At 35.1% G+C, this 19838-nt stretch carries 18 protein-coding genes; 5 read left to right on the forward strand and 13 right to left on the reverse strand.

All coding sequences use genetic code 11. The features are described 5' to 3' along the window. Positions 1–10 precede the first annotated feature (10 nt). Positions 11–1180 (forward strand): 2Fe-2S iron-sulfur cluster binding domain-containing protein, encoded by a 1170-nt coding sequence (locus HAW63_05505; GenBank protein MBE8163424.1) that lies wholly within the window; start codon positions 11–13, stop codon positions 1178–1180. A gap of 85 nt (positions 1181–1265) precedes the next feature. After that, the gene (locus tag HAW63_05510) at positions 1266–2168 is read left to right on the forward strand and encodes a hypothetical protein (GenBank protein MBE8163425.1); all 903 of its coding nucleotides are present in this window, start codon (positions 1266–1268) and stop codon (positions 2166–2168) included. 176 nt (positions 2169–2344) lie between these two features. Here the strand turns inward: HAW63_05510 and polA are convergent, their stop codons facing one another. Genes polA through HAW63_05540 form a run of 6 tightly spaced genes read right to left on the reverse strand, consistent with a single transcriptional unit; the run spans position 2345 to position 9095 of the window. Continuing rightward, the gene (polA, locus tag HAW63_05515; protein MBE8163426.1) at positions 2345–5095 is read right to left on the reverse strand and encodes a DNA polymerase I; all 2751 of its coding nucleotides are present in this window, start codon (positions 5093–5095) and stop codon (positions 2345–2347) included. A gap of 3 nt (positions 5096–5098) precedes the next feature. After that, complete coding sequence (locus tag HAW63_05520; protein MBE8163427.1) at positions 5099–5458, reverse strand: hypothetical protein; 360 nt, start codon at positions 5456–5458, stop codon at positions 5099–5101. Between the two features lie 8 nt (positions 5459–5466). Next, entirely contained in the window at positions 5467–6735 is a 1269-nt protein-coding gene (gene eno, locus HAW63_05525; protein ID MBE8163428.1) for a phosphopyruvate hydratase, read from the reverse strand. 47 nt (positions 6736–6782) lie between these two features. Then, positions 6783–7625 (reverse strand): hypothetical protein, encoded by an 843-nt coding sequence (locus tag HAW63_05530; GenBank protein MBE8163429.1) that lies wholly within the window; start codon positions 7623–7625, stop codon positions 6783–6785. 51 nt (positions 7626–7676) lie between these two features. Continuing rightward, on the reverse strand, positions 7677–8783 hold the full coding sequence (locus tag HAW63_05535; protein ID MBE8163430.1) for a CpaF family protein: 1107 nt from the start codon (positions 8781–8783) through the stop codon (positions 7677–7679). A gap of 21 nt (positions 8784–8804) precedes the next feature. Then, complete coding sequence (locus tag HAW63_05540) at positions 8805–9095, reverse strand: hypothetical protein (GenBank protein MBE8163431.1); 291 nt, start codon at positions 9093–9095, stop codon at positions 8805–8807. Positions 9096–9385: 290 nt separating this feature from the next. Between HAW63_05540 and HAW63_05545 the strand changes: the two genes are divergently transcribed. Together HAW63_05545 and dusB are read left to right on the forward strand one after the other, a co-directional pair. Beyond that, the gene (locus HAW63_05545; GenBank protein MBE8163432.1) at positions 9386–12445 is read left to right on the forward strand and encodes a hypothetical protein; all 3060 of its coding nucleotides are present in this window, start codon (positions 9386–9388) and stop codon (positions 12443–12445) included. Between the two features lie 7 nt (positions 12446–12452). Continuing rightward, entirely contained in the window at positions 12453–13442 is a 990-nt protein-coding gene (dusB, locus tag HAW63_05550; protein ID MBE8163433.1) for a tRNA dihydrouridine synthase DusB, read from the forward strand. Between the two features lie 11 nt (positions 13443–13453). On the opposite strand, the gene HAW63_05555 is transcribed toward dusB, so the two are convergent. The 7 genes from HAW63_05555 to HAW63_05585 form a co-directional block, all read right to left on the reverse strand. After that, positions 13454–14443, reverse strand: coding sequence for an SDR family NAD(P)-dependent oxidoreductase (locus tag HAW63_05555; GenBank protein ID MBE8163434.1), 990 nt, complete (start codon positions 14441–14443; stop codon positions 13454–13456). 9 nt (positions 14444–14452) lie between these two features. Further along, entirely contained in the window at positions 14453–15052 is a 600-nt protein-coding gene (locus HAW63_05560; GenBank protein MBE8163435.1) for a peptidylprolyl isomerase, read from the reverse strand. Positions 15053–15184: 132 nt separating this feature from the next. Further along, positions 15185–16579: a hypothetical protein gene (locus tag HAW63_05565; GenBank protein MBE8163436.1), complete on the reverse strand. Its 1395-nt coding sequence runs from the start codon at positions 16577–16579 to the stop codon at positions 15185–15187. Between the two features lie 48 nt (positions 16580–16627). Continuing rightward, positions 16628–17284 (reverse strand): TonB C-terminal domain-containing protein, encoded by a 657-nt coding sequence (locus tag HAW63_05570; protein MBE8163437.1) that lies wholly within the window; start codon positions 17282–17284, stop codon positions 16628–16630. A 5-nt stretch (positions 17285–17289) separates the two neighbouring features. Further along, positions 17290–17694: a biopolymer transporter ExbD gene (locus HAW63_05575; protein MBE8163438.1), complete on the reverse strand. Its 405-nt coding sequence runs from the start codon at positions 17692–17694 to the stop codon at positions 17290–17292. Between the two features lie 45 nt (positions 17695–17739). After that, positions 17740–18396 (reverse strand): protein TolQ, encoded by a 657-nt coding sequence (locus HAW63_05580; GenBank protein MBE8163439.1) that lies wholly within the window; start codon positions 18394–18396, stop codon positions 17740–17742. A 317-nt stretch (positions 18397–18713) separates the two neighbouring features. Continuing rightward, entirely contained in the window at positions 18714–19490 is a 777-nt protein-coding gene (locus tag HAW63_05585) for a hypothetical protein (GenBank protein MBE8163440.1), read from the reverse strand. A 58-nt stretch (positions 19491–19548) separates the two neighbouring features. Between HAW63_05585 and HAW63_05590 the strand changes: the two genes are divergently transcribed. Next, a partial coding sequence (locus tag HAW63_05590; GenBank protein ID MBE8163441.1) for a Fe-S cluster assembly protein SufB occupies positions 19549–19838 on the forward strand: 290 nt, incomplete at its 3' end.

Consider the following 19838-nt stretch of genomic DNA (forward strand, 5'->3'; position numbering starts at 1 on the left):
GCTAAGTGTTATGAGTGACAATGTATTAATCTCTGCAACAGTGAAAAGCAAAATTATAGAAAGCCCTACTACAGTTTCTTTAGTGTTAAAATTAACTGACCCTAAACAAAAATTTCACTATGTTGCCGGCCAATTTATTTCTCTTTATGTAAACATAAATGGTAAGGAAATTAAAAGAAGCTATTCTTTGTCTTCTGCCCCTTATGAAGACTCTATTCAAGTGAGTATTAAAAAAGTGGACAAAGGCTGTTTGTCTATTTTTTTAGTAGACCAGATTGCAGAAGGAACTGTGGTAAAAATTAGCCCCCCAAAAGGTCGTTTTTTTGCTTGGCCACAAAGTACACCTAAACAATATATATTATTTGGTGCTGGCAGTGGTGTTGCGCCTTTATTTTCTATAGTAAAATTTCTATTACACAATAATCAAAAGGATAAAGTTATTTTTGTTTGTTCTCACAAAAATAAAGAAGAAATTTTATTTAAAACTTTGTTAAGCCAATTAGCAGAAAAGTACTCTCAGCGACTTCAACTGATTTATACTTTAAGCCAAAGTGGAGAACAAGAAACTACCTGCCCTCAACCTAATATTGCTTTGTACTCTGGTCGTTTAAGCCGCAAATTAATGCAAAATGTTTTTAGCCAACACTTAACCCCTTTATGGGAAAAAGAATTTTATATCTGTGGGCCCACAGAGTACATGACCGAACATATAGAAAATTTATTATTTTTAGGTGTGCCAACAAAACATTTACATATCGAATCTTTCGTATCAAAAATTCGTAAAGCTAATGATGAAGACAATCCCTTTAAGCGTTTATTAAATTCTTCCTCCGAAAATATAACAGAAAAAAAAGAAACGGCTGACGCAGGTTTTTTAATTGGAGACAATAGCGCCAAACAAGAGAAAACCAAAACTATTTTGGTGGACATAGACGAACAAATCCATACTTTAGACTATAAAGAAGAAAAAAGTATTTTAGAAACTATTTTGGACGCTGGCATCGATGCCCCCTATTCTTGTCTTAGTGGTGCTTGCCTATCTTGCCTGGCTACCGTGACCGAGGGGTGTGTAAAACAACAGGATTTAGGAATTTTAGATGCTTCGAACATTAACAAAAAAGAAAGCTTATTGTGCCAAGCCTTTCCTTTATCCAAAAGCGTTAGTGTTCGGTTTGATTAAACTAGCCTTTGCGCCTGTTTATTTTTTACACTAAAAAGTCGATAATTTGTGCATCAATACTTATCAGAAGTAAAGGAGCAGAAATATGCAAAAATTAATACTAGGATTATTAACAACTACCTTAATGGCTTGCGGTAGCGGCGGCTGGGGCAATGGCAGTAACGGCGGGCAAGGCGGCGATGATAATGCTTGGACAGGAGATTTAAGAGTACAAAGCACAAGCTTTTTATCCAGCTATAATTTGTGTGGAAATACAAACGCTCGTGTGAAGCAAGATCTAATCGGTACAGGCATCGCCCGATTATTAACGGGCAGCTTAAGCTGGAGAAATACGCTTTCCGACGGCTTAGGTATCGCATTTAATCGCGGACTTATTCAAAACTGTGGTCGAATGAAAAAAATGTTGGTAACTATGTATTCTTATCAACCTTATTTGCCCGAGGGCGATTCGGTATTATATCTAGAACCTGTGGCACAAGCAGCATGGCATTATAGTTATGGCCCACAAAATAATATTTACTACGAAAAACTGAATAGCTTTATCCAAGCAGGACGAACTCGTTCTGGCTCTACTCCTCCCCTAATTTTAAAGAAAAAAAGCAAAGACACTACAGCCACTTCTGCTAGTGTGAGTGCGTTTTTATGGAACCAAGATGTAGATGCAAGAGGTAACACGCAAGGAGACCTCCGTCTTAGCTCTATTAATAGAAAATTAAAAATTACTACTTGGCGCACAGACTCAACCTCTACTTACGACAGAGATATTGAAATTAAAATTGAGCAGGGTGGCCGCACCGTAGGAACAGGCACTTTAGTGTTTGATGACCAAAGCTACTATAACCAAAACAAAACCGCAAACAAAAGACAATTAGCTTCACTTATAAGCAAAATAAAAAATCAACCCTTCTTAATATGGGGAGTTCTTTGCGGGTTAATTTTACTAATGATAACCGCTCTATTTTTATTACCAAAAAAAACTAAAAGCTAAAAGAGCACATCTGCCAAAACGCAAGAGGCCTTAAAATAATAAGCCCTCTATGACGACTCACCCAAAGGGTGCCAGAGTCATAGAGGGCTTATTATTTTAAGGCCTCTTGCATTTTGACGTGGCGTTTTGGCGTGGCATTTTGACGTGGCGTTTTTAGCCAGCTGTGCTTTTTTACCTCAACACTCCAACCAATTAGCCCCGCAAGAAATATTCACTTCTAAAGGAACTTTTAATGGAACTACCGATTCCATAATATTTTTTAACTCTAAAATATTATCTTCGCGATTTTCTATTAAACTTTCTATAATTAATTCGTCATGTACTTGTAACAATAAAAAAGCATCTAAACTGCTGGCCACTTTTACCATAGCTAATTTAATCAAGTCACTAGCCGTGCCTTGCATGGGGGCATTAGTGGCTGCTCTTTCTCCAAACTTTTGCACATTTACACGGCTAGATAATAAGTCTGGCAAGTAACGCCGTCTTCCTAAAAGGGTTTTAACATAAATGTCCTCATGGGCCTGCTCTTTAACACTTTCCATATACTCTTGCACTAAAGGAAATCGACTGTGATAGTTTTTAATAATACTGCTGGCCTCGGCCCGAGAAATTCCTAAACTTTCTGATAAACCAAAAACGCCCTGCCCATAAGAAATACCAAAGTTTACCGCCTTAGCCCTACCCCTTTGTTCTTTGGTCACTTTTTTTAAAGGCGTTTTAAAAATTTGAGAAGCAGTAAAAGCATGAACATCTTCTTTGTTAATAAATGCTTTGCATAAATTTTTATCTCCTGATAGGTGGGCCAATATTCGTAATTCTATTTGGCTATAATCTGCTGCAATAAATTCATAACTGGGGCGCGCAACAAAAGCCTTTCTTAATAGTTTTCCACGAGCCGTTTTAATGGGAATGTTTTGCAAATTAGGATTAGAGCTAGATAACCGCCCCGTGCTAGTTACCGACTGGTTAAACTGCGTGTGCAAATAAACCTGCTTATTTAATCGCTTTAACAAACCCGTCACATAAGTGGATTGCAACTTACTTAACTCTCTAAATTCTAAAATAAATTTTACTATTTTATGCTTTTTTAAAGGCTCTAAAACTGAAGACGCTGTGCTATAGGCCGTTTTTGTTTTTTTCCCCACAGGAAAACCTAGTTTTTCAAATAAAATAACGCCCAACTGCTTAGGGCTTGCAATATTAAACTCTTCACCCGCCTCTTCATAAATACTTTTAGTTAACTTATTAATATCTTCGCTTAGTTGTTTTTCTTGTGTTAATAAAAATTTTTTATCCATTAACATGCCTCTATTTTCCATATCGTACAATACAGAAATTAAAGGAAGTTCTACTTGAGAAAAAATGTATTCTGTGTCAGAAAGTTTTAAAAAATGCGAAAATACAATTTCACACTCAAGGTGTAGCCTTAAAATATCAAAAGCCGAAATTGTATTTTTAAAATCTTTTTTTATTTCAATATCTTTTTCTAAATATTTAAAGCACAAACCTTCCCACGATTTAATATTGTTAGATGTTCCCACATGGGCAGCTAATTGATTGTCCCATATTGTAATACCTGCTTTTTTAAAACCCATTTGCGTCCACAGGTTTTTAATATCGTAGGATTTAAAACCAATCTTTTTGCTCTCTAACACCTCTCCAATATCCCGCAAGCTGTCTGTGGCTTCAGAAGAAAGGTTTAACTGCTCATTTAAGTTATCAGCAAACGGAATTTTTAAAAAATGTTTTCCAAAAAAAAGAAAGACGCTAGACTCGTAACAAAACACCCATGCCTTTTCGTAGGGAGGCAACACTTCCTTTAGCTCTTTAACAGAAATACTTTTTATCTTTTTAGGAATAAAAATATCTTTTATTTTTTTTTTAACAATAGTGTCTGTAATAGAAGATTTAGTAAAAGCTAAAAACGATTTATCTACTTTTGTCTTAACAGAAGTTTTAAGACTGGCTTTTGACAAATGGTTTTTTTCTTTTATTAACTTAAAGCCTTGCTCGCCCCCTGGGGCTAAAACATTTTTTTCTTCAAAGTTAAGTTCGCTGCCCCCTGATTGCCACTCCATAAAGCCTGTATAGGTATTTTTAAAAGCAAATTGCTCGGTATAGGCTTTAAAAGCTTTTTCGTTGATGGGGTTTAACTTCCAGTCGCTTTCAGAAATAGGAAGGCTTACTTTTGTGTCAATTTTAACTAAAGTTTGCGATAAAAATGCGATTTTTTTTGCTTCTAATAACTTTTTTTTAACTGTATCTGAGGCTATTTTTTCTACATTGTCATAAATGTTTTTTAAGGTTTTAAACTCTAATAATAATTTTGATGCCCCTTTTGGGCCAATCCCCCTTACTCCTGGAATATTGTCACTGCTGTCTCCCACTAAGGCTAAGTAATCAATCATCTGCTCTGGCTTTACATTCCACTTTTCTAACACTTGCTTGTTGTCATAAATTATTTCGCGGTGGATGTCGTACATACAAATGTCTTTATTAATTAATTGAGCAAAGTCTTTATCTCCGCTAACTATAGCCACAGAGTAACCTTTTTTTTCGCCGTCTTTTGCAAGAGACCCTATAACATCATCGGCCTCAAAACCTTTTTTGCTAGCCACGCATATGCCAAGAGATTTTATTAGGCCCTCAACAAAAGGTAGCTGCTCTGCTAAATCGGGGTCTAAATCTTTTCGATTAGCCTTATACTCTGAATATATTTTTTTTCTAAAGCTGGGGTGAGGGGTGTCTAAGCAAAAAACCACCGTGCTGGGCGCTTTGGTTTTTAATAGTTTTAAAACCACTTTTAAAAAACCAAACAAAGCATTAGTCGACTGTCCCTCTTTGTTTTGCATAGGAGGTAAAGCGTAAAAAGCTCTAAAAACAATAGCGCTAACATCTACTAAATAAAGAATTTTTTTATTTTTCATAGGCTATTTCTTGCGCTTTTTATATTTTTGAGTTTTTTGCACTTTTTGTGTTTTTTGGTCAATAAACAAAAAAAGCAATTCGTTTTTTCGAGACCAATTTAACTTATCCTTAACTAAAAAATCTACATACTGAGGGTCTTTTAAATTAGCCTTTGCAGTGTCTATGCTTTTAATTCTTACTTTTAATTCTTTAACTTCTTTTTTTAAAGAACTTAGCCGATAATACAAACTGCTAAATTTAAAGAAGCTTTCGTCAAAAAGTAAACTGAAAAATAAAAATAAAAATAAAAAAATAAAAACCTTTCTTGGGTTCATCATTGCTTGATCAAAAAAAGAAATAATGGTTTTGAAAAAAGATTTCATTTTTTTATTTATTTTTTTGCAAATGCTTGTTTGCCTAAAAACTCCGCTCTTTCCGCCAGCTCTTCTTCAATTCTAAACAGTTGGTTATATTTAAGCGTTCTTTCGCCTCTGCAAACGCTACCGGTTTTAATTTGTTCGCAAGAAAAGGCTATGGATAAGTCGGCAATACTACTGTCTTCTGTTTCGCCACTTCTGTGAGAAATAACACTTTTCATGCCTCCCTTTTTAGCTAATAAAATAGCGGCTTGGGTTTCAGAAATACTTCCAATTTGGTTCATTTTTACTAACAAAGCATTGGCCGAGTTTTCTTGCAAACCTCTTTCTAGTCGCTGACAATTAGTAACAAATAAATCATCGCCTACCACTTGCACATCTGTGCTTTTAGTAAATGCAGACCAAGCTGACCAATCTTCTTCTTCAAAAGGGTCTTCAAAACTAATAATAGGGTACTTCTTTAGCCAGCTTTTATAAATTTCGCTTAATTCTTCTGAGCATAAAGTTTTATTTTCCCATTTGTATAAAGAATTTTTATTATAAAATTCACTGGCCGCTACATCTAAGGCTAAAAAAATATCTTCTCCCAATGTATACGCCGACTGATCCACTGCCTGGCATAATAAATCTAAAGCTTCTGTGTTGCTTTGAAGGGCTGGGGCAAAACCGCCTTCGTCACCCACTGCGGTAGACAAAGATTTTTTGTTTAAAATATTTTTTAAGTGCGTAAAAACTTCACTACCTGCTCGCACAGCTTCTTTAAAAGATCCTCCGCAAACAGGAACCAACATAAACTCTTGCACATTTAGATTGTTGTTACTGTGCGCCCCTCCGTTTAAAACATTGATTAGCGGTGTTGGTAAAAAATATTTTTCTCCATTATTAATAAATTTATATAAAGGCTCTTTGTTGTGTATGGCCATGGCCTTAAGCCACGCCAAAGACACGCCTAAAATAGCATTGGCGCCTAGTCGTGATTTATTTTTTGTTCCATCTAATTGAATTAAGTTTTTATCCAACTCTTGAATGTCAAAAAAGCTTTTACCACTTATGGCCTTGGCAATTTCTGTGTTAACATTGTTAACAGCCTTCAACACGCCTTTTCCAAAAAAGTAAGACGGCTTTTCGTCGCGTAGCTCGCAGGCTTCAAAGCTTCCCGTAGATGCTCCCGAAGGTATCGCTGCCCGCCCCAAAGCTCCCGAATCTAATAAAACATCTACCTCCACCGTGGGCTGGCCTCTGCTGTCTAGTATTTCTCTAGCTAAAATTTTTTTGATTTTCATTGTTAGTCCTTTTGCACTTGCAGGCCTGGTTTATGGCGGTTTTATGCTTAATCTAAGTCAAAGCTAAATTGATTGGTGTTGTTTTTTTTCTTTTTTATTTTTGTTTTCTTAGTATTTAGTTTTGCAGATTTAGAAAGGTTAAACAACTGTCCAAAAGAATCTAGTAAACTGTTTTTTAATTGTTTCTCTTGTTTTTTCTTCTCTAATGCTAATTCTTTTTCTTTTTCTTTTATATGTTCTTCTTTTTGTAACAAAGTTTTTTCACGCAGAATTAATAATTCTTCTTTTTTCTTAAAGTCTTCTAACAGCGAATTCATTAGCTCGGGAGTAATATGTGTTCTTGTAGTGCTTGTGTCAAAAATGCTTTCTTGTTGGTTAAAGAAATGGATTTTAAATAAATCTCCCTGCCAAGAACAGGTCATGTTACGATTTTTAGTAAAACAAGGAATATAAGTAACACAAGCACTCAGGTACTTTGCAATTTCTGGAAAGCCTTGTTCTGGTATAGAGGTTTTTAAAATCACTTCATTTTCTTGCAAAGACACACTATTTAACTCTATGTTTGGCGATACAAAATAAGAAAAAAATTGTGCTAAAAAATAAACAAGTCGGCTTTGCTCTGGCGTGGGCATAATTCGCAATACGCTACCTAACCCCTCCCAAGCCCGTAAAGAAAAAGAAGCCTCCGCCCAATCTTTATAAAAACAAGCGTTTACAAAAGCCTTTGTGTATTCTTGTTCGGCCTGCCTAATATACAAAGCCGTGCTTGCGGGGTCTAGCCAACAAAGAGGAGTGTTAGGGCTAAGCTCCATATCATTTAACGAAACAGAAATTTGTTTTTTTTCTAAAAAATAAAAAAGAGATTTTGTAATTCTAGAGCTTACTTCCACAGGTTCTTTGTAAAGGGAAAGGCTTAAAAACTCAAGAGAAACCCTGCAAAATTAAGCGGCTTTTTTAAATACTTTCTTATACTTAAAAGGAATGCCTAAGTCCTTAATTTCTTTCATAAAAGAAGGCTCTTGCCCCGTAGGCTCAATTTGTCCTAAGATACGCCCCGCCTCATCTCTGCTAAAATCCTGTAGGGCGTAAAGCGGTTTTACATTATAGTCGCCATCATTGGTAAAACCTAACACCTCTGACACCTCTACTACCTTGCGTGAGCCATCAGCAAGCCTAGAAACTTGAACAACTAAGTCTATAGCTCCTGCAACTTGGTGCCGCAAGGCTTTCTCGCTAATTCTAGCGCCCGCTCCCTGAGCCAAAGCTTCTAGCCGAACCATTGCGTCGATTGCCGTATTGGCATGAACCGTTCCTAAACAACCTTTGTGGCCTGTGTTCATTGCTTGAATTAAATGAAAAGCTTCAGACCCTCTTACCTCACCTACAATAATTCTATCTGGTCTTAAGCGTAAGCTACTTCTTAATAAATCTTCAATACTAACCTCTCCATTTCCTTCTTCATCTTTTACTCGTGTTTCAAAAAATACTACATGTTCGTAATCCACGCTCAACTCCGTAGAGTCTTCAATAACAATAATGCGCTGACCCTTTGGGATTCTTTCACACAACACACCCAATAAAGTGGTTTTTCCCGACCCCGTTCCACCGCTGACTAAAATATTTTTTCCAAGCTTCATAGCTACATCTAAAAATTGAGCCACCTCTACGCTCATTGCCTTAAGCCCAATATAATCTTTAAGAGTCATGCTTGTGGAAAAAAATTTACGAATGGCCACCGTGGTTCCATTTCTTGCGCAGGGAGGAATCACCACATGAATGCGGTACCCGTTAGGCAATCGTGCATCTAAACAAGGCTCTTCGTCGTTAATTTTTCGCCCTACACTTTGAGCAATATTGTTTACCGCCGCACGAAGAGAGTCTTCGTCAGAAAACTGTGAATCCGTCTCTACTATTTTACCAGATCTTTCGACCCAAATTTGTTTGTGCCCGTTAATCATAATTTCGCTAACGCTTTCGTCCTCTAAAAGATGGGCGATGGGTGCTAGAAAATTTTTTAAACTGCTTTCAAAAATACTGTTATCAGACATTAAGCCTTCTTTTGTAAAAAATTAATGAACAACGACTTGCTTGTTTTTATACTGCTCGCACTCTAACATTTCTAAACCTACTTCTATGGCTAAATACTTTAAAATTAAAGAGGGAAAAGCCTCTAGCGCGACCTTTAATTTTGTCGGGTCAGAGTCACAACTATTAACTATGTCTACGGCTTTATCACATTCCTTTCGATGACGCTTGGCCTTGTTTAAAAATAACTGCCAATCCATTTGCAATACCTCATCAATACAGCTCATAGAATCTAATGCGTTAAATAATAACTCCAAATTGCCTTGTAAATACATACATCTCCCTAGATGTAAGCTCTATCGGCAAGTTTTTATCAAAACAGAACTGCTCTTTAAAAAAAACTGTCTCAAAATGAACAGGAACAATCCCACTTTTTACTTTTGGTACCTTTCTTGCAGATTAACGCATTAACGCATTAATGTATTAATACAAAACTGTATAGCTAACTGTTTTTAAGGAGCCTATGTTTTCACTATTCACTATGTCAAATAAGAAGAACCTGCTTATATTTTGGTGTATTAGCCTATTTTTTATATCTTCTGCAATGGCTCTTGCCGACCGCACAATGGCCCCTACTGACCGCGGTAATTGGCAATCTAGTGACCAAAAAATTGACAAAAAACAAGAGTTTTACTCTCACCTTTGTCAGTTACAAGTTTATATGCTCGACCCCTCATACCAAAAAACCATTAAGAAAAAATATGCAACCACCGTGCTTTTTTCAAAAGCCTTGTTGAAACAATATAACCCTTTGGCAACCGCCGACTATACTGTGCAAAGCCTGTTAGACAGGTCTATGGTGCTATCTCCATTTTCGATTTCTAATTCGGCAAATGTTTTTAAAAAAGAATTAGAAGCTTATAGTGTTGCACAACTATCTAGCCATATAAACCGCTTTGCACAATTTTTAAAACACCCCGTTAAAAACCAAGCATTAAACTCTTGTCTAAATAAGCAGTACCCGAAAATAAATATACAAACACCACTTGCATCTATAGGTAAGCGACAAAAGCTATTAACGCAGTTAAGAAACACTGCTCTTTTGTATCAAAAATGGATTAAAAACAGTAAAAAACAAAATTCTTATACTAAGCTGTCCAACGCTGTTGAAAAAATTCATAACGATATTGCCAACAAACCTTTGCATAGTGTTTTAATTAATTTTCAATCTAAGTGGTCTGTAAAACTAAAGCATTCTCTACTGCCCCAACTAACTTCTTTGGGGCAATCTTTAATTGCCAATTCATCAAGCTTTACAAAAAAAACTCATAAATTATTAGACAAAAAACTACACTCCTCTATTGCCAGCTTACAAAAACTAACAAAAAAGGTTTGTCAAAAAAAAGTGACTAACTTGCATCACGATGTATTTGCTGTGGAAGAGGCTGTTTTAAAACACAGCTCTAAAGTTACCTTTCCCCTTCCTGTAATTTCTGAAGATTTAGCTGCATACTGCTACTTAAATCAAAAGCACCCCAAAAAAAAAATAGGTTCTAGTTGGAAATCTGATACCGGGCTAGGAATCTTTGGAGTCGCCTTTATTGCTCGTATTTTTAATTGGATTGGAAAAAAAACACTTATAGCCTCAAGTCTTACCAGTACTGCGCTGTTTTCTGCAGACACTTATAATAATTGGAAAATTAATTCCTCTCAAAAAACACTATATGATATACAAAAATATCACTCTATAACTAGTGCAAAAACTTTAAAAACTTTAAAAAAAGATCAAGACTTAGTACACCTAGATTCTGGCTTGTTGCTTTTACCCTCTTTAGTATCAAAAATAACTAACTTTGTTCAAGCTAGAAAAATACAAAGGCTTTCTTCTTTGTTTAAACAAAATTCCGCAAAGACTACTAATTATTTTTTAAAAACATATATAAACAGCCCCTCCAAGTGGTGGCCTTATTATAACTCTTTAATTAAAAATTTAAAAATTAAAGAACTTAAACAATTTTTTTGGGCAAAGCATGATCGCCTAAAACCTTTAAGAGTTAGTAAGTCCTATGCCATTAGAAAAAAGGCCAGCGAGTTTTTTTCTAGAATTAATCAAAATTATATAGCTCCTGCCCGATATTTAACCGATAAAGATTTTGTAAAAACTTTGATCTTCTTAAAAAACGGCAAAGGGGCAATTGCTTCTGCAGAGACAAAGGCAGGCTTACAATATATACAAAAATTACTTAAAAAAACACATCTTTATACAGTAAATGTAAATAAAATAATAACTCAGTCCATAGAGGCCACTGCACAATTAAAAAAATTGAAATCCCTGCGTATTAAACCTAAGTACTTTGCCAACAATAAAAAGGTAACAATTAACAGTTGGCCTATTGCAAAAAATGGCGAGATGGTAAAAGTGAAAACATTTACATTTAATTCTTACAATGAATACAAATCGTTTTTTGCAGAGTTAAAAATAAAATCCAATTACCTGCCTACGCGAGCTATTGATGATTTATTACAAAAAAAACGGCTTTATGCAGAGCAGTTAAAGCAGGGAAGTAATATTAGAAGGCTACAAATTATAACTGATAAATTACAATTACTGCAAAAAACACAAAAATTAAACGCTTCTCAATTAAAAATATTAGCGTCTGTAAAAAGTGCATTAAAAAATGCAAACATCTACCCTCCCAACAGAGCTTTTAAAAAGATTTTTTTAAAAGAGCTAAGTGCAGAAGTGCATTATTTAAAACAAGGCATACAAAACAGAAAAGCTTTTGTAAAAAAAGCCTATTCCAGCTTTCCTGAAAAAAATGTTGAAGCCCTATACGCAACCACTTCTTTTTTAACCAATCATTTAAAGCAAGTTGTATGGACTGGTGTAAGTATCGCCGTGGTGGGCGGAACTGCTAAAGGTGTGCAGAAATTTGGTTTGGATTATATTATAGCTCAATTTCAAGATAAAATGCGCCGCATTGATAGAATATTTACTTCTTCCGGTTACACCGGCGAGGAAAAAGATTGTGCACTTAATTCAGAAAGCTTTAAAAAATTTATGCTTTGCTATAATAAATTAATTAAACAAGAGGTAAAAGTCGACATTTTAAGACTAAGAAATTTTGAATTTTTGCAAGACAAAGACATAGATGAAAAAGATACTCAGGAATACCGGTTGAAATTATACTCTTCTATTAAGAAAAAATTGCAAAAATATACCTATGGGTTATTGTCACTGCGATCTCAATTTAGCACACAAGAGCTTTTTTATAACTCGCAAATACAAATAAACAATGCTTTAAGTGAGCAGTTTATTTACCAAGTGCTAAAAAGTATTAAAAAACATTTGGGAGAAAAAAGTTTTCAGTATGCAAAATCCATTTTAACTACGAACGCAGAAAGAAAAGCCTCTTTTAAACAAATTACTAACCTTAGTAAAATAGTTGATACTGGTGCTACAAATATTATCTTGCTGCAAAATATCCTTTACCAAGTTTACAGTAATCAAAAAAAATATAGTTTGTACTTTAAAAATACAGGACAATTACCTATAGAGTTACGAGCCTTAATAAAAAATAAAGATCTTATTGAATTACAAGAATTAAATGAGTCTGAAAAATTTAATATTCTTTCTGGCGGATTGTTAGAAAATGTAGACTTTTTGCAAAACCTAGTGTTTTAATCAATTTATGGATTTATTAAAGGCCCTACATAAAAACCCCTTTGTGTTGGCTCCTATGGCGGGCATTACCGACGCTCCTTTTCGCTCTTTTATGAAAGAAATGGGCTGTGGCATAATGACCACAGAGTTAATCTCGGCCACGGGCCTTAAATTTAACAGCGAAAAAACCAAAAAACTAATGGCTTTCAGCCAAGATCAACAACCCGTAGGGGTTCAGTTGTTTGGAACCGATTTAAAAGATTTAGAATACGCCTCTAAATATATAGAAGACCAAGGGGCCAGCTTTATTGACATAAATCTTGGCTGCCCCGTTAACAAAGTAGTAAAAAAGGGTGCAGGGTCTGCCTTGTTAAAAGATTTAAAAACACTTTCTGGTATTTTTTCTTGTATAAAAAAAGCGGTTAACATACCAGTAACTGCAAAAATCAGAACCGGCTGGGACTCTCAAAGTAGAAATTCTTTAGAGGTGGCCACCCTCGCCTATAATGAAGGCTTAACTTGGGTGAGCATACATGGTCGCACAAGGGCTCAAGGCTACAGTGGTCTTGCCGACTGGGAGTATATTAAATCCGTAAAAAAAGACAGCCCCATACCTATTATTGGTAACGGTGACATTCACACCTACCAAGATGCAATTAATTATTTAAACACTTCCCAGTGCGATGCTGTAATGATTGGCCGTGGCTGCTTAAAAAATCCTTGGATATTTTTAGAGGCCAGCAAAAAACAAACGCTTACTCGAAATTTTTCGCAACTATTTAAAACGCTCGCCAAACACTTTGAACAATACGAAGAACGCATACAACTATTACAAATAAAAAAATTATCCGCTTGGTATTCGGCAGGATATAGAAATTCTACAGAATTTAGAAAAGAAATTTTTCAAATAAAAGAAAAACAAAATTTACTTAATGCCGTAGAACAATTTTTTATAAATATGCACGAGGCACCCAAAGACACAAGAAATGAAAACTTTTTGATGGGTGGTCATGGCTAAAAAAATCTTTACTAAATAAATTTATTTTTTTTTGACCACAATACGCTTTTAACAATAGCCTCTTTGGCTAAGCCTGGAGTAAAATTTAATTCTTTTTGAGCCTTAGTAGAATCAAACCAGTGGTATAGGCTGGCGACTTTTACCTTTTCTAAAGTAAATGGAAAGGAGATTTTAATATAAGACAATATATCGCCAATAAACCCTAAGATATAAAATAAAAACTGAGGTACTTTTAAAAAGGGGCTTTGCACATTAGCTGCTTTAGAAATGCTTTGTAATAAGTGTTGTATCTCTATGTTTTCGCCAGACAAAATATAACGCTCACCTATTTTACCTAAAGTTGTAGAATTAATAATAGCTTGTACCACATTTTCCACACCAACTACACTAACCCCTCCCTGGGTATAAAAAGGTAATTTTCCTTTAGCCGCTAGTTTTTGTAATTTTCGACTATCCTTTTTTACATCCCCTTCGCCATATACTGTAGAGGGGTTTAGTATTACCGCCGGTAGATTTTCGTTCTGTACAGCAAAGCGCACTAATTCTTCTGCTCGTTTTTTAGTATCAAAATACGAAAGCTTGTTTAACTTGTCCTCATAAACACTATCTTCATTTAAAATTTCTTTATTAGCACTAGCCCCCACAGCTACCACCGAACTAACATAAATTAATCGCTTTATAGAATGCCTTAAACACGCTTGAATAACATGCCTTGTGCCTTCTACATTAATTTTTTCCATTAAAGCTTTGTCTTTATGACTAGAAGAAATTAAACCAGCAAGATGAAAAACATAATCTTTTCCTTGTATCGCTTTATCTAAACTACTGGGGTCGGTTACATCGCCTTGCACATAAGTTACAGAAGAACCTAAAGACAAAAAAGCCTCTAAATTACTAGAGGCTCTGTGTAAAATACAAACTAAATAATTTTTTTTAACAAGAGCTTTAACTAAATGAGTTCCTATAAACCCCGTAGCTCCTGTTACTAAAATTTTTTGCATATAAAAATACTATTCTCTAACAATTTTTACGCTTTTCATTTTTATTTCTTCTAAAGGGCGATCTTGAGCACCTACAGGTGTGGATCCAATGGCCTTAACCACATCTAAACCTTCAACCACTTCGCCAAACACTGTGTGTCTGTCATCTAAATGAGGAGTTGGCGCTAAAGTAATAAAAAACTGACTGCCATTGGTTCCTGGCCCTGCATTGGCCATAGAAAGTATTCCTACTTTACTATGTCGTAATTCTGGGTGAAATTCATCAGCAAATTGGTAGCCTGGGCCTCCCATTCCTGTTCCCGTAGGGTCTCCTGTTTGAATCATAAAATTATCAATTACCCGATGAAAAATAATGCCATCGTAGTAAGACCCTTTCTTTTTTTCTTGAGTTTTAACATCTGTAAATTCTTTTTTTCCCTCGGCTAGTTCAACAAAGTTAGCTACCGTTTTTGGCGCTCGCTTGTTAAATAATTTAATTTTAATAGCTCCTTTATCTGCACCGGCTTGAGTTACATTAATGATTGCGTACATACTGCCCCCTGTTGTTGTTTTAACTTCCTCTTGTTCTGATCCTCTTCTCTGGTTTTGCTTTGTTGTGGCATACCACATTGCTGCTACTAAAATTACCAAAGGTATAATCAGTAATTTAAAAAATTTTTTACCGTTCATTTCTACTCCTTGTTATTTATTGTTATTCATAATTTTAATAAAGAAGTCTACTAATTAATAATAACTTTTTATCTAACGCGACCACTTTGGTCTTTCATAAGACCCTGCCCCCGAGGTAATAGCCCTTAAGCCTCCCCCGTCGCTGGCTCTCATAATATATAAGTGCTTAAAGCCCGTTTTATCACTAGAAAAAACCACCATCTGACCATCGGGCGAAAAAGAAGGGTCTTCGTTATTGGCCCACCTTCCTCCTTTAGCTCTTATAGAAGTTAAACGCTTTAATTTGTTTCCATCCTTAGAGATACTAAAAATATCATAATGACCCTTGCTATAACCTGCAAAAACTATCGTCTTACTGTCGGGCGACCAGCTGGGTGAAGAGTTGTAACGACCTGCAAAAGTTAAACGCTTCGATTTTTTGTTTTTTAAATTCATAACATACAACATCTCTCGGCCCACTTTATTAGACGAATAGGCTAACCACTTTCCGTCAGGGCTTACCGCTGGCTCTACATTAAGAGAGGTGGATGATTTTCCCAATAAGTAGCGCTTTAGTTTTCCGTTTTTAGCAAAAATTTCCACAAGGTAGCTGCCTCCCCTAGAATTGGTTCTGCTTAAAATTACTCTTTCATCTCCTGGAACAAATACTCCTCCAGAGTTTACCCCTTTAAAATACGATAAAATTTTTCGCTTTTTTGTTTTAATATCGTAAATAAATAAGTCTGGGTTTCTTTGTCGTGCTTTTACGTGAAAAGGAAAGGCTGTGTATAATAATTTTTTTTTATTCCATGACCAAGAGGGCGAAATAGCTAAGTTGCGGTGAAAGGTAATTCTTTTTTTATTTTTACCGTCCCAGTCCATAGTATAAATTTCCTTATATCTAGAGGGGGATCTATAAGAGGCTACCACTTTGCTTAAGTAAACTCCTGGCTTTCCTGTAATGTTATATACTAAATCATTAGAAAAGGTGTCGGCTAATAATTCTATTTCTCTAGCGTAGGTAAGGCTGTACTCTTTTGCAAAAAGTTGTTTTGCCTTATTAACATTGTAGACAAAAACTTGAAAAACAAATTTATTTTTTTTAAAAAAGACATCTCCTCTTATTAAAAAATTTGCACCAATTTGACTCCACTTTTTAAAGCGAAAACCTGACTTAGAGTAAGGGTAAGGCTTGGAGTCTAACAAGTTCGAATTTTCTAAAAAAGCTGCCGAGCTTAATACTTGTAAAAAACTAGAATATTTTAAGTTGTGCGCAATGGCTGTGTGTAACTTTGTTTTTAACACTATGGCGCGTTTTTTTAAACGATTACTTTTGCTTACAAAACGGAACTGGGGCACTGCCAAGGTGCTAACTTTTATTTTTGCCGACCCTACATGTATAAAAATTTGTGGCTTAGCCTGTGCAGAAGTTTCTAAATAATAGACTGATACACAACATAGCCAGTAAGAAAAAATACGGTAAATCATAAAAATAAAAATACTATTACAAAGCTTTTAAAACAAGTTGTTTTTGCATTACGGAAATCGAAAAACTATTCCCGAGCTGCTCAGCAAATCCACAAGCTCTTCTGGAGGTGCTGGGTAGGGGCTGGCTAACTTTAGCGCGTTAAAAGCTTGCGAGTTAAAGTCTTCATTTTCTGACTTGTTAAAGTATTCTGCTCGTAACAAGCCCCCTCCTTTGCCTAAATACACATTAATTTCTACTCGCAAGTGGGTTTGGTCAATCCACTGAGGAATGCTCCAAAAAGAATGTACATGCCTTTTTAATTGTTCTAAGTAATTTTGAATTTGATTTTGTAATACCGACGAAAGTTTGTTTCCTGCCAACACCTTGCTTTGCTTATTTGCCGTTTTTTTTGCACCAGCTTCTTTAATTTTTTTTAAAATACTTTTTTGGCTCTTCTTTCGCAACCGTTCTTTAATTTTTTTTAAAATACTTTTTTGATTTTTTTTAGAATGCTTTTTTGATTTTTTTTTTGGCAACAAAACCACTTTTCTAGCTTTTAGCTTGTGCAAAGCTGTAATAGTTTTTTCTGGTAACGCTACCAAATTAACTTGCACGCTATTTAAAATTATGTTTTTAGAAAGGCTTTTTTGAAATGAAAAACTAAATACCGATACTACAAACACATGAATAAAAAAAACAACGCCAATACAATTAACAAATTTCATTAGTTTTACTGAGCCTCTGTTACCAGCCCTACTTTATAAAACCCTGCGGCTTTAAGCTCTGCCATTAATTTTGCCACGACCCCGTACAAAACACGATAGTCGGCTTGCACAAAAACGGCTTTGTCTTTTTTATATTTAAAAATGGCTTTCATTTTTTTACCCACCTTTAAAAGAGGTACCTTTGTATTAGCAATATAAATTTGGCTGTTTTTTTTTACCTGAATAATAAAAACATTTTTGTTTATATCTACGCCTGTTTTTTTTGTTTTAGGTAGCTTTAGGCTTATGCTTTGCTGGCTTAAAGGTGCCGTAACCATAAATATAACTAATAAAACCAACACTACATCTACAAAAGGCGTAATGTTAATTTCGCTTAAAGCTCTTTTGGATTTGTGAAACTTTGTTGCCATAATATTTTATGCAAATCTTTTTTAAATGCTTATTTTATTTTTTTACTACGCTTTGCTTTCGCCATCTGTTGTTAAAACTTCTAGCAAGTCGTTATTAAAATTTTCTAAATAGCGTTCTTGCTGGCTTAAATAACGAATAAACATATTGTAGGCCACAGAGGCAGGGATAGCCGCAAACAATCCTACTGCTGTGGCAATAAGCGCTTCTGATAATCCGGGGGCCACAACACTTAAGCTGGCCGATCCCGATAAGGCAATTTTATGAAAGGACATCATAATTCCCCATACCGTTCCCAACAAACCAATAAAAGGTGCAGAACTACCTACCGTAGCTAAAATAGACAGTCTGCTTTCTAAAAAAAATAAAGTGTCTTCTGTTATAGCGCTGGCCTTTCTTGTCCATATCTTTTCTGGCAACAACTTATCTTTTTGAAAATACGGCAAATATAAAACTTCAATGTTTTGTGCTATATTGCTTTCGGGATATAGCACTAAAGACTTTTTAATAAGTTCTGCATTTTTTAAATTGTCCCAAAAAACTTCTTCTAACTGTTTATTCTGCTGCCTTTGTTTTTTAAACTGTAAAAGTTTAAATAAAATAATGGCCCATGTGGTTATGGATAATACGATTAAAAAAAATAAAATACTTTGAACAACAAAACTGGCTTCTAAAATTGCGTTTAAAAAATAATTATTGAACATATTAACACGGTAACAAAGGAAAAAAATCAAACAAGCTTCCCGCTTACTAATTAGATAAAAGACAAGGGATATATATAATTCTTTTCTCAGAAAGCATGTAAAAATGCTGAAAAAGAACCAAAGTAACTGAGAGGTGAGCTTTTAAGTTGGATGATGCCTTTACAACCTACCTTGCATTTATTGCAATCTTGTAAACGCTCCTAAAAGCTCTAGGCTAAAAAAGCCCTACCCCTCTCAACACATTTCTTCTATGTCAGAAATATAGCACACTGCATAACAAATAACAGCCCTTCCTATAATTTTTACAAAAAATACTGCTAAATGCCGTTATTTTCGATTACAAGGCTGTACATCTTTTTTGGAAAAGTATTTTTTATAAATTCTCGAAATTTTTTAGTCGTTTTTTTCTCTCCCTTAACTAGGTTTTGGCTTAGCATTACCACTATGTTTCGGCGCTTTAGCTCTTTCATAACGGCAAAGCCAATTCTTGGTTTAGCAATATATGCAAAGTGTGCCCTTACCGGCACCAGGCCTTCTAGCCATAATTTAGAAAAAAAATTCATTCTCAACAACACGGTGGGGCTAGCCCCAAGGGCCATTAGTGGCGCCTCTTTACGAAACCACGCTGCGGTTTTTAAAAAGTCACTATAAATTAAAAGTCTGCCTTTATGTTTTTCAGACACTTTAATAAATCGAAATAAATCTACTGGATTTTGACTATGAACATACGCAAAAAATCTTTGCTTCGGGTATTTTTGTAATAATACACTCCACTTTATATACCTGTTTTCTTTTAAGTCTTTTTTTGTAAAATAGGTTGTGTCTGCCCTGCGAGAACTAGCTAGCCAAAAATTTTTAGAGGGGTATAGGTGCAAACCAGTAATTGTTTTTTTTCCATTAACAACTGCTTTAAAACCTTTGTTAGCCGAGGCCGAAAAAGAGTTCCATAACTCAATAGGGGCTAAATGATTTAAGGCTTGGTGGCGCCTAACCCCTGCGGGGTCTTGCACTTGGGCTAATAATACTACCAATCCAAACAAAACCAAAACAACTACAAAACTAATAAACCCTAAACGCAATACAGCCTCTTTCATAGCTTTCTCCCCTCTGATTTATTGACTAAAAAGAATAAAGTATTTAAATATAGCCCTAATGTCCAGCCTTAACAAAAAACAATATCAACATGGCTTTCTTACCAAACTAGATATGGAAAGCTTTGCAAAAGGCTTATCAGAAAAAGTAATTCATAAAATTTCTGCAAAAAAAAAAGAGCCACAATGGATGTTAAATTATCGCCTAACCGCTTTTGCCCATTGGAAGACTTTAGAAGAGCCTCATTGGGGCAGTAATAACTATGAAAAATTAGATTATCAAGATGTTATTTACTATGCTGAGCCAAAAAATATTGCAGAAAAGAAAAAAAATTACGAAGATTTAGATCC

It is taken from the genome of Pseudobdellovibrionaceae bacterium (genome assembly GCA_015163855.1).
Classification (GTDB): Bacteria; Bdellovibrionota; Bdellovibrionia; order Bdellovibrionales; family UBA1609; genus JAAOIH01.

Excerpts from the sequence above, each read along its gene's own strand:
- HAW63_05505 (MBE8163424.1), top strand. The coding sequence starts at position 11 with ATGAGTGACAATGTATTAATCTCTGCAACAGTGAAAAGCAAAATTATA.
- HAW63_05510 (MBE8163425.1), top strand. The coding sequence starts at position 1,266 with ATGCAAAAATTAATACTAGGATTATTAACAACTACCTTAATGGCTTGC.
- polA (MBE8163426.1), bottom strand. The coding sequence starts at position 5,095 with ATGAAAAATAAAAAAATTCTTTATTTAGTAGATGTTAGCGCTATTGTT.
- HAW63_05520 (MBE8163427.1), bottom strand. The coding sequence starts at position 5,458 with ATGAAATCTTTTTTCAAAACCATTATTTCTTTTTTTGATCAAGCAATG.
- eno (MBE8163428.1), bottom strand. The coding sequence starts at position 6,735 with ATGAAAATCAAAAAAATTTTAGCTAGAGAAATACTAGACAGCAGAGGC.
- HAW63_05535 (MBE8163430.1), bottom strand. The coding sequence starts at position 8,783 with ATGTCTGATAACAGTATTTTTGAAAGCAGTTTAAAAAATTTTCTAGCA.
- HAW63_05540 (MBE8163431.1), bottom strand. The coding sequence starts at position 9,095 with ATGTATTTACAAGGCAATTTGGAGTTATTATTTAACGCATTAGATTCT.
- HAW63_05545 (MBE8163432.1), top strand. The coding sequence starts at position 9,386 with ATGGCCCCTACTGACCGCGGTAATTGGCAATCTAGTGACCAAAAAATT.
- dusB (MBE8163433.1), top strand. The coding sequence starts at position 12,453 with ATGGATTTATTAAAGGCCCTACATAAAAACCCCTTTGTGTTGGCTCCT.
- HAW63_05555 (MBE8163434.1), bottom strand. The coding sequence starts at position 14,443 with ATGCAAAAAATTTTAGTAACAGGAGCTACGGGGTTTATAGGAACTCAT.
- HAW63_05560 (MBE8163435.1), bottom strand. The coding sequence starts at position 15,052 with ATGTGGTATGCCACAACAAAGCAAAACCAGAGAAGAGGATCAGAACAA.
- HAW63_05565 (MBE8163436.1), bottom strand. The coding sequence starts at position 16,579 with ATGATTTACCGTATTTTTTCTTACTGGCTATGTTGTGTATCAGTCTAT.
- HAW63_05570 (MBE8163437.1), bottom strand. The coding sequence starts at position 17,284 with ATGAAATTTGTTAATTGTATTGGCGTTGTTTTTTTTATTCATGTGTTT.
- HAW63_05575 (MBE8163438.1), bottom strand. The coding sequence starts at position 17,694 with ATGGCAACAAAGTTTCACAAATCCAAAAGAGCTTTAAGCGAAATTAAC.
- HAW63_05580 (MBE8163439.1), bottom strand. The coding sequence starts at position 18,396 with ATGTTCAATAATTATTTTTTAAACGCAATTTTAGAAGCCAGTTTTGTT.
- HAW63_05585 (MBE8163440.1), bottom strand. The coding sequence starts at position 19,490 with ATGAAAGAGGCTGTATTGCGTTTAGGGTTTATTAGTTTTGTAGTTGTT.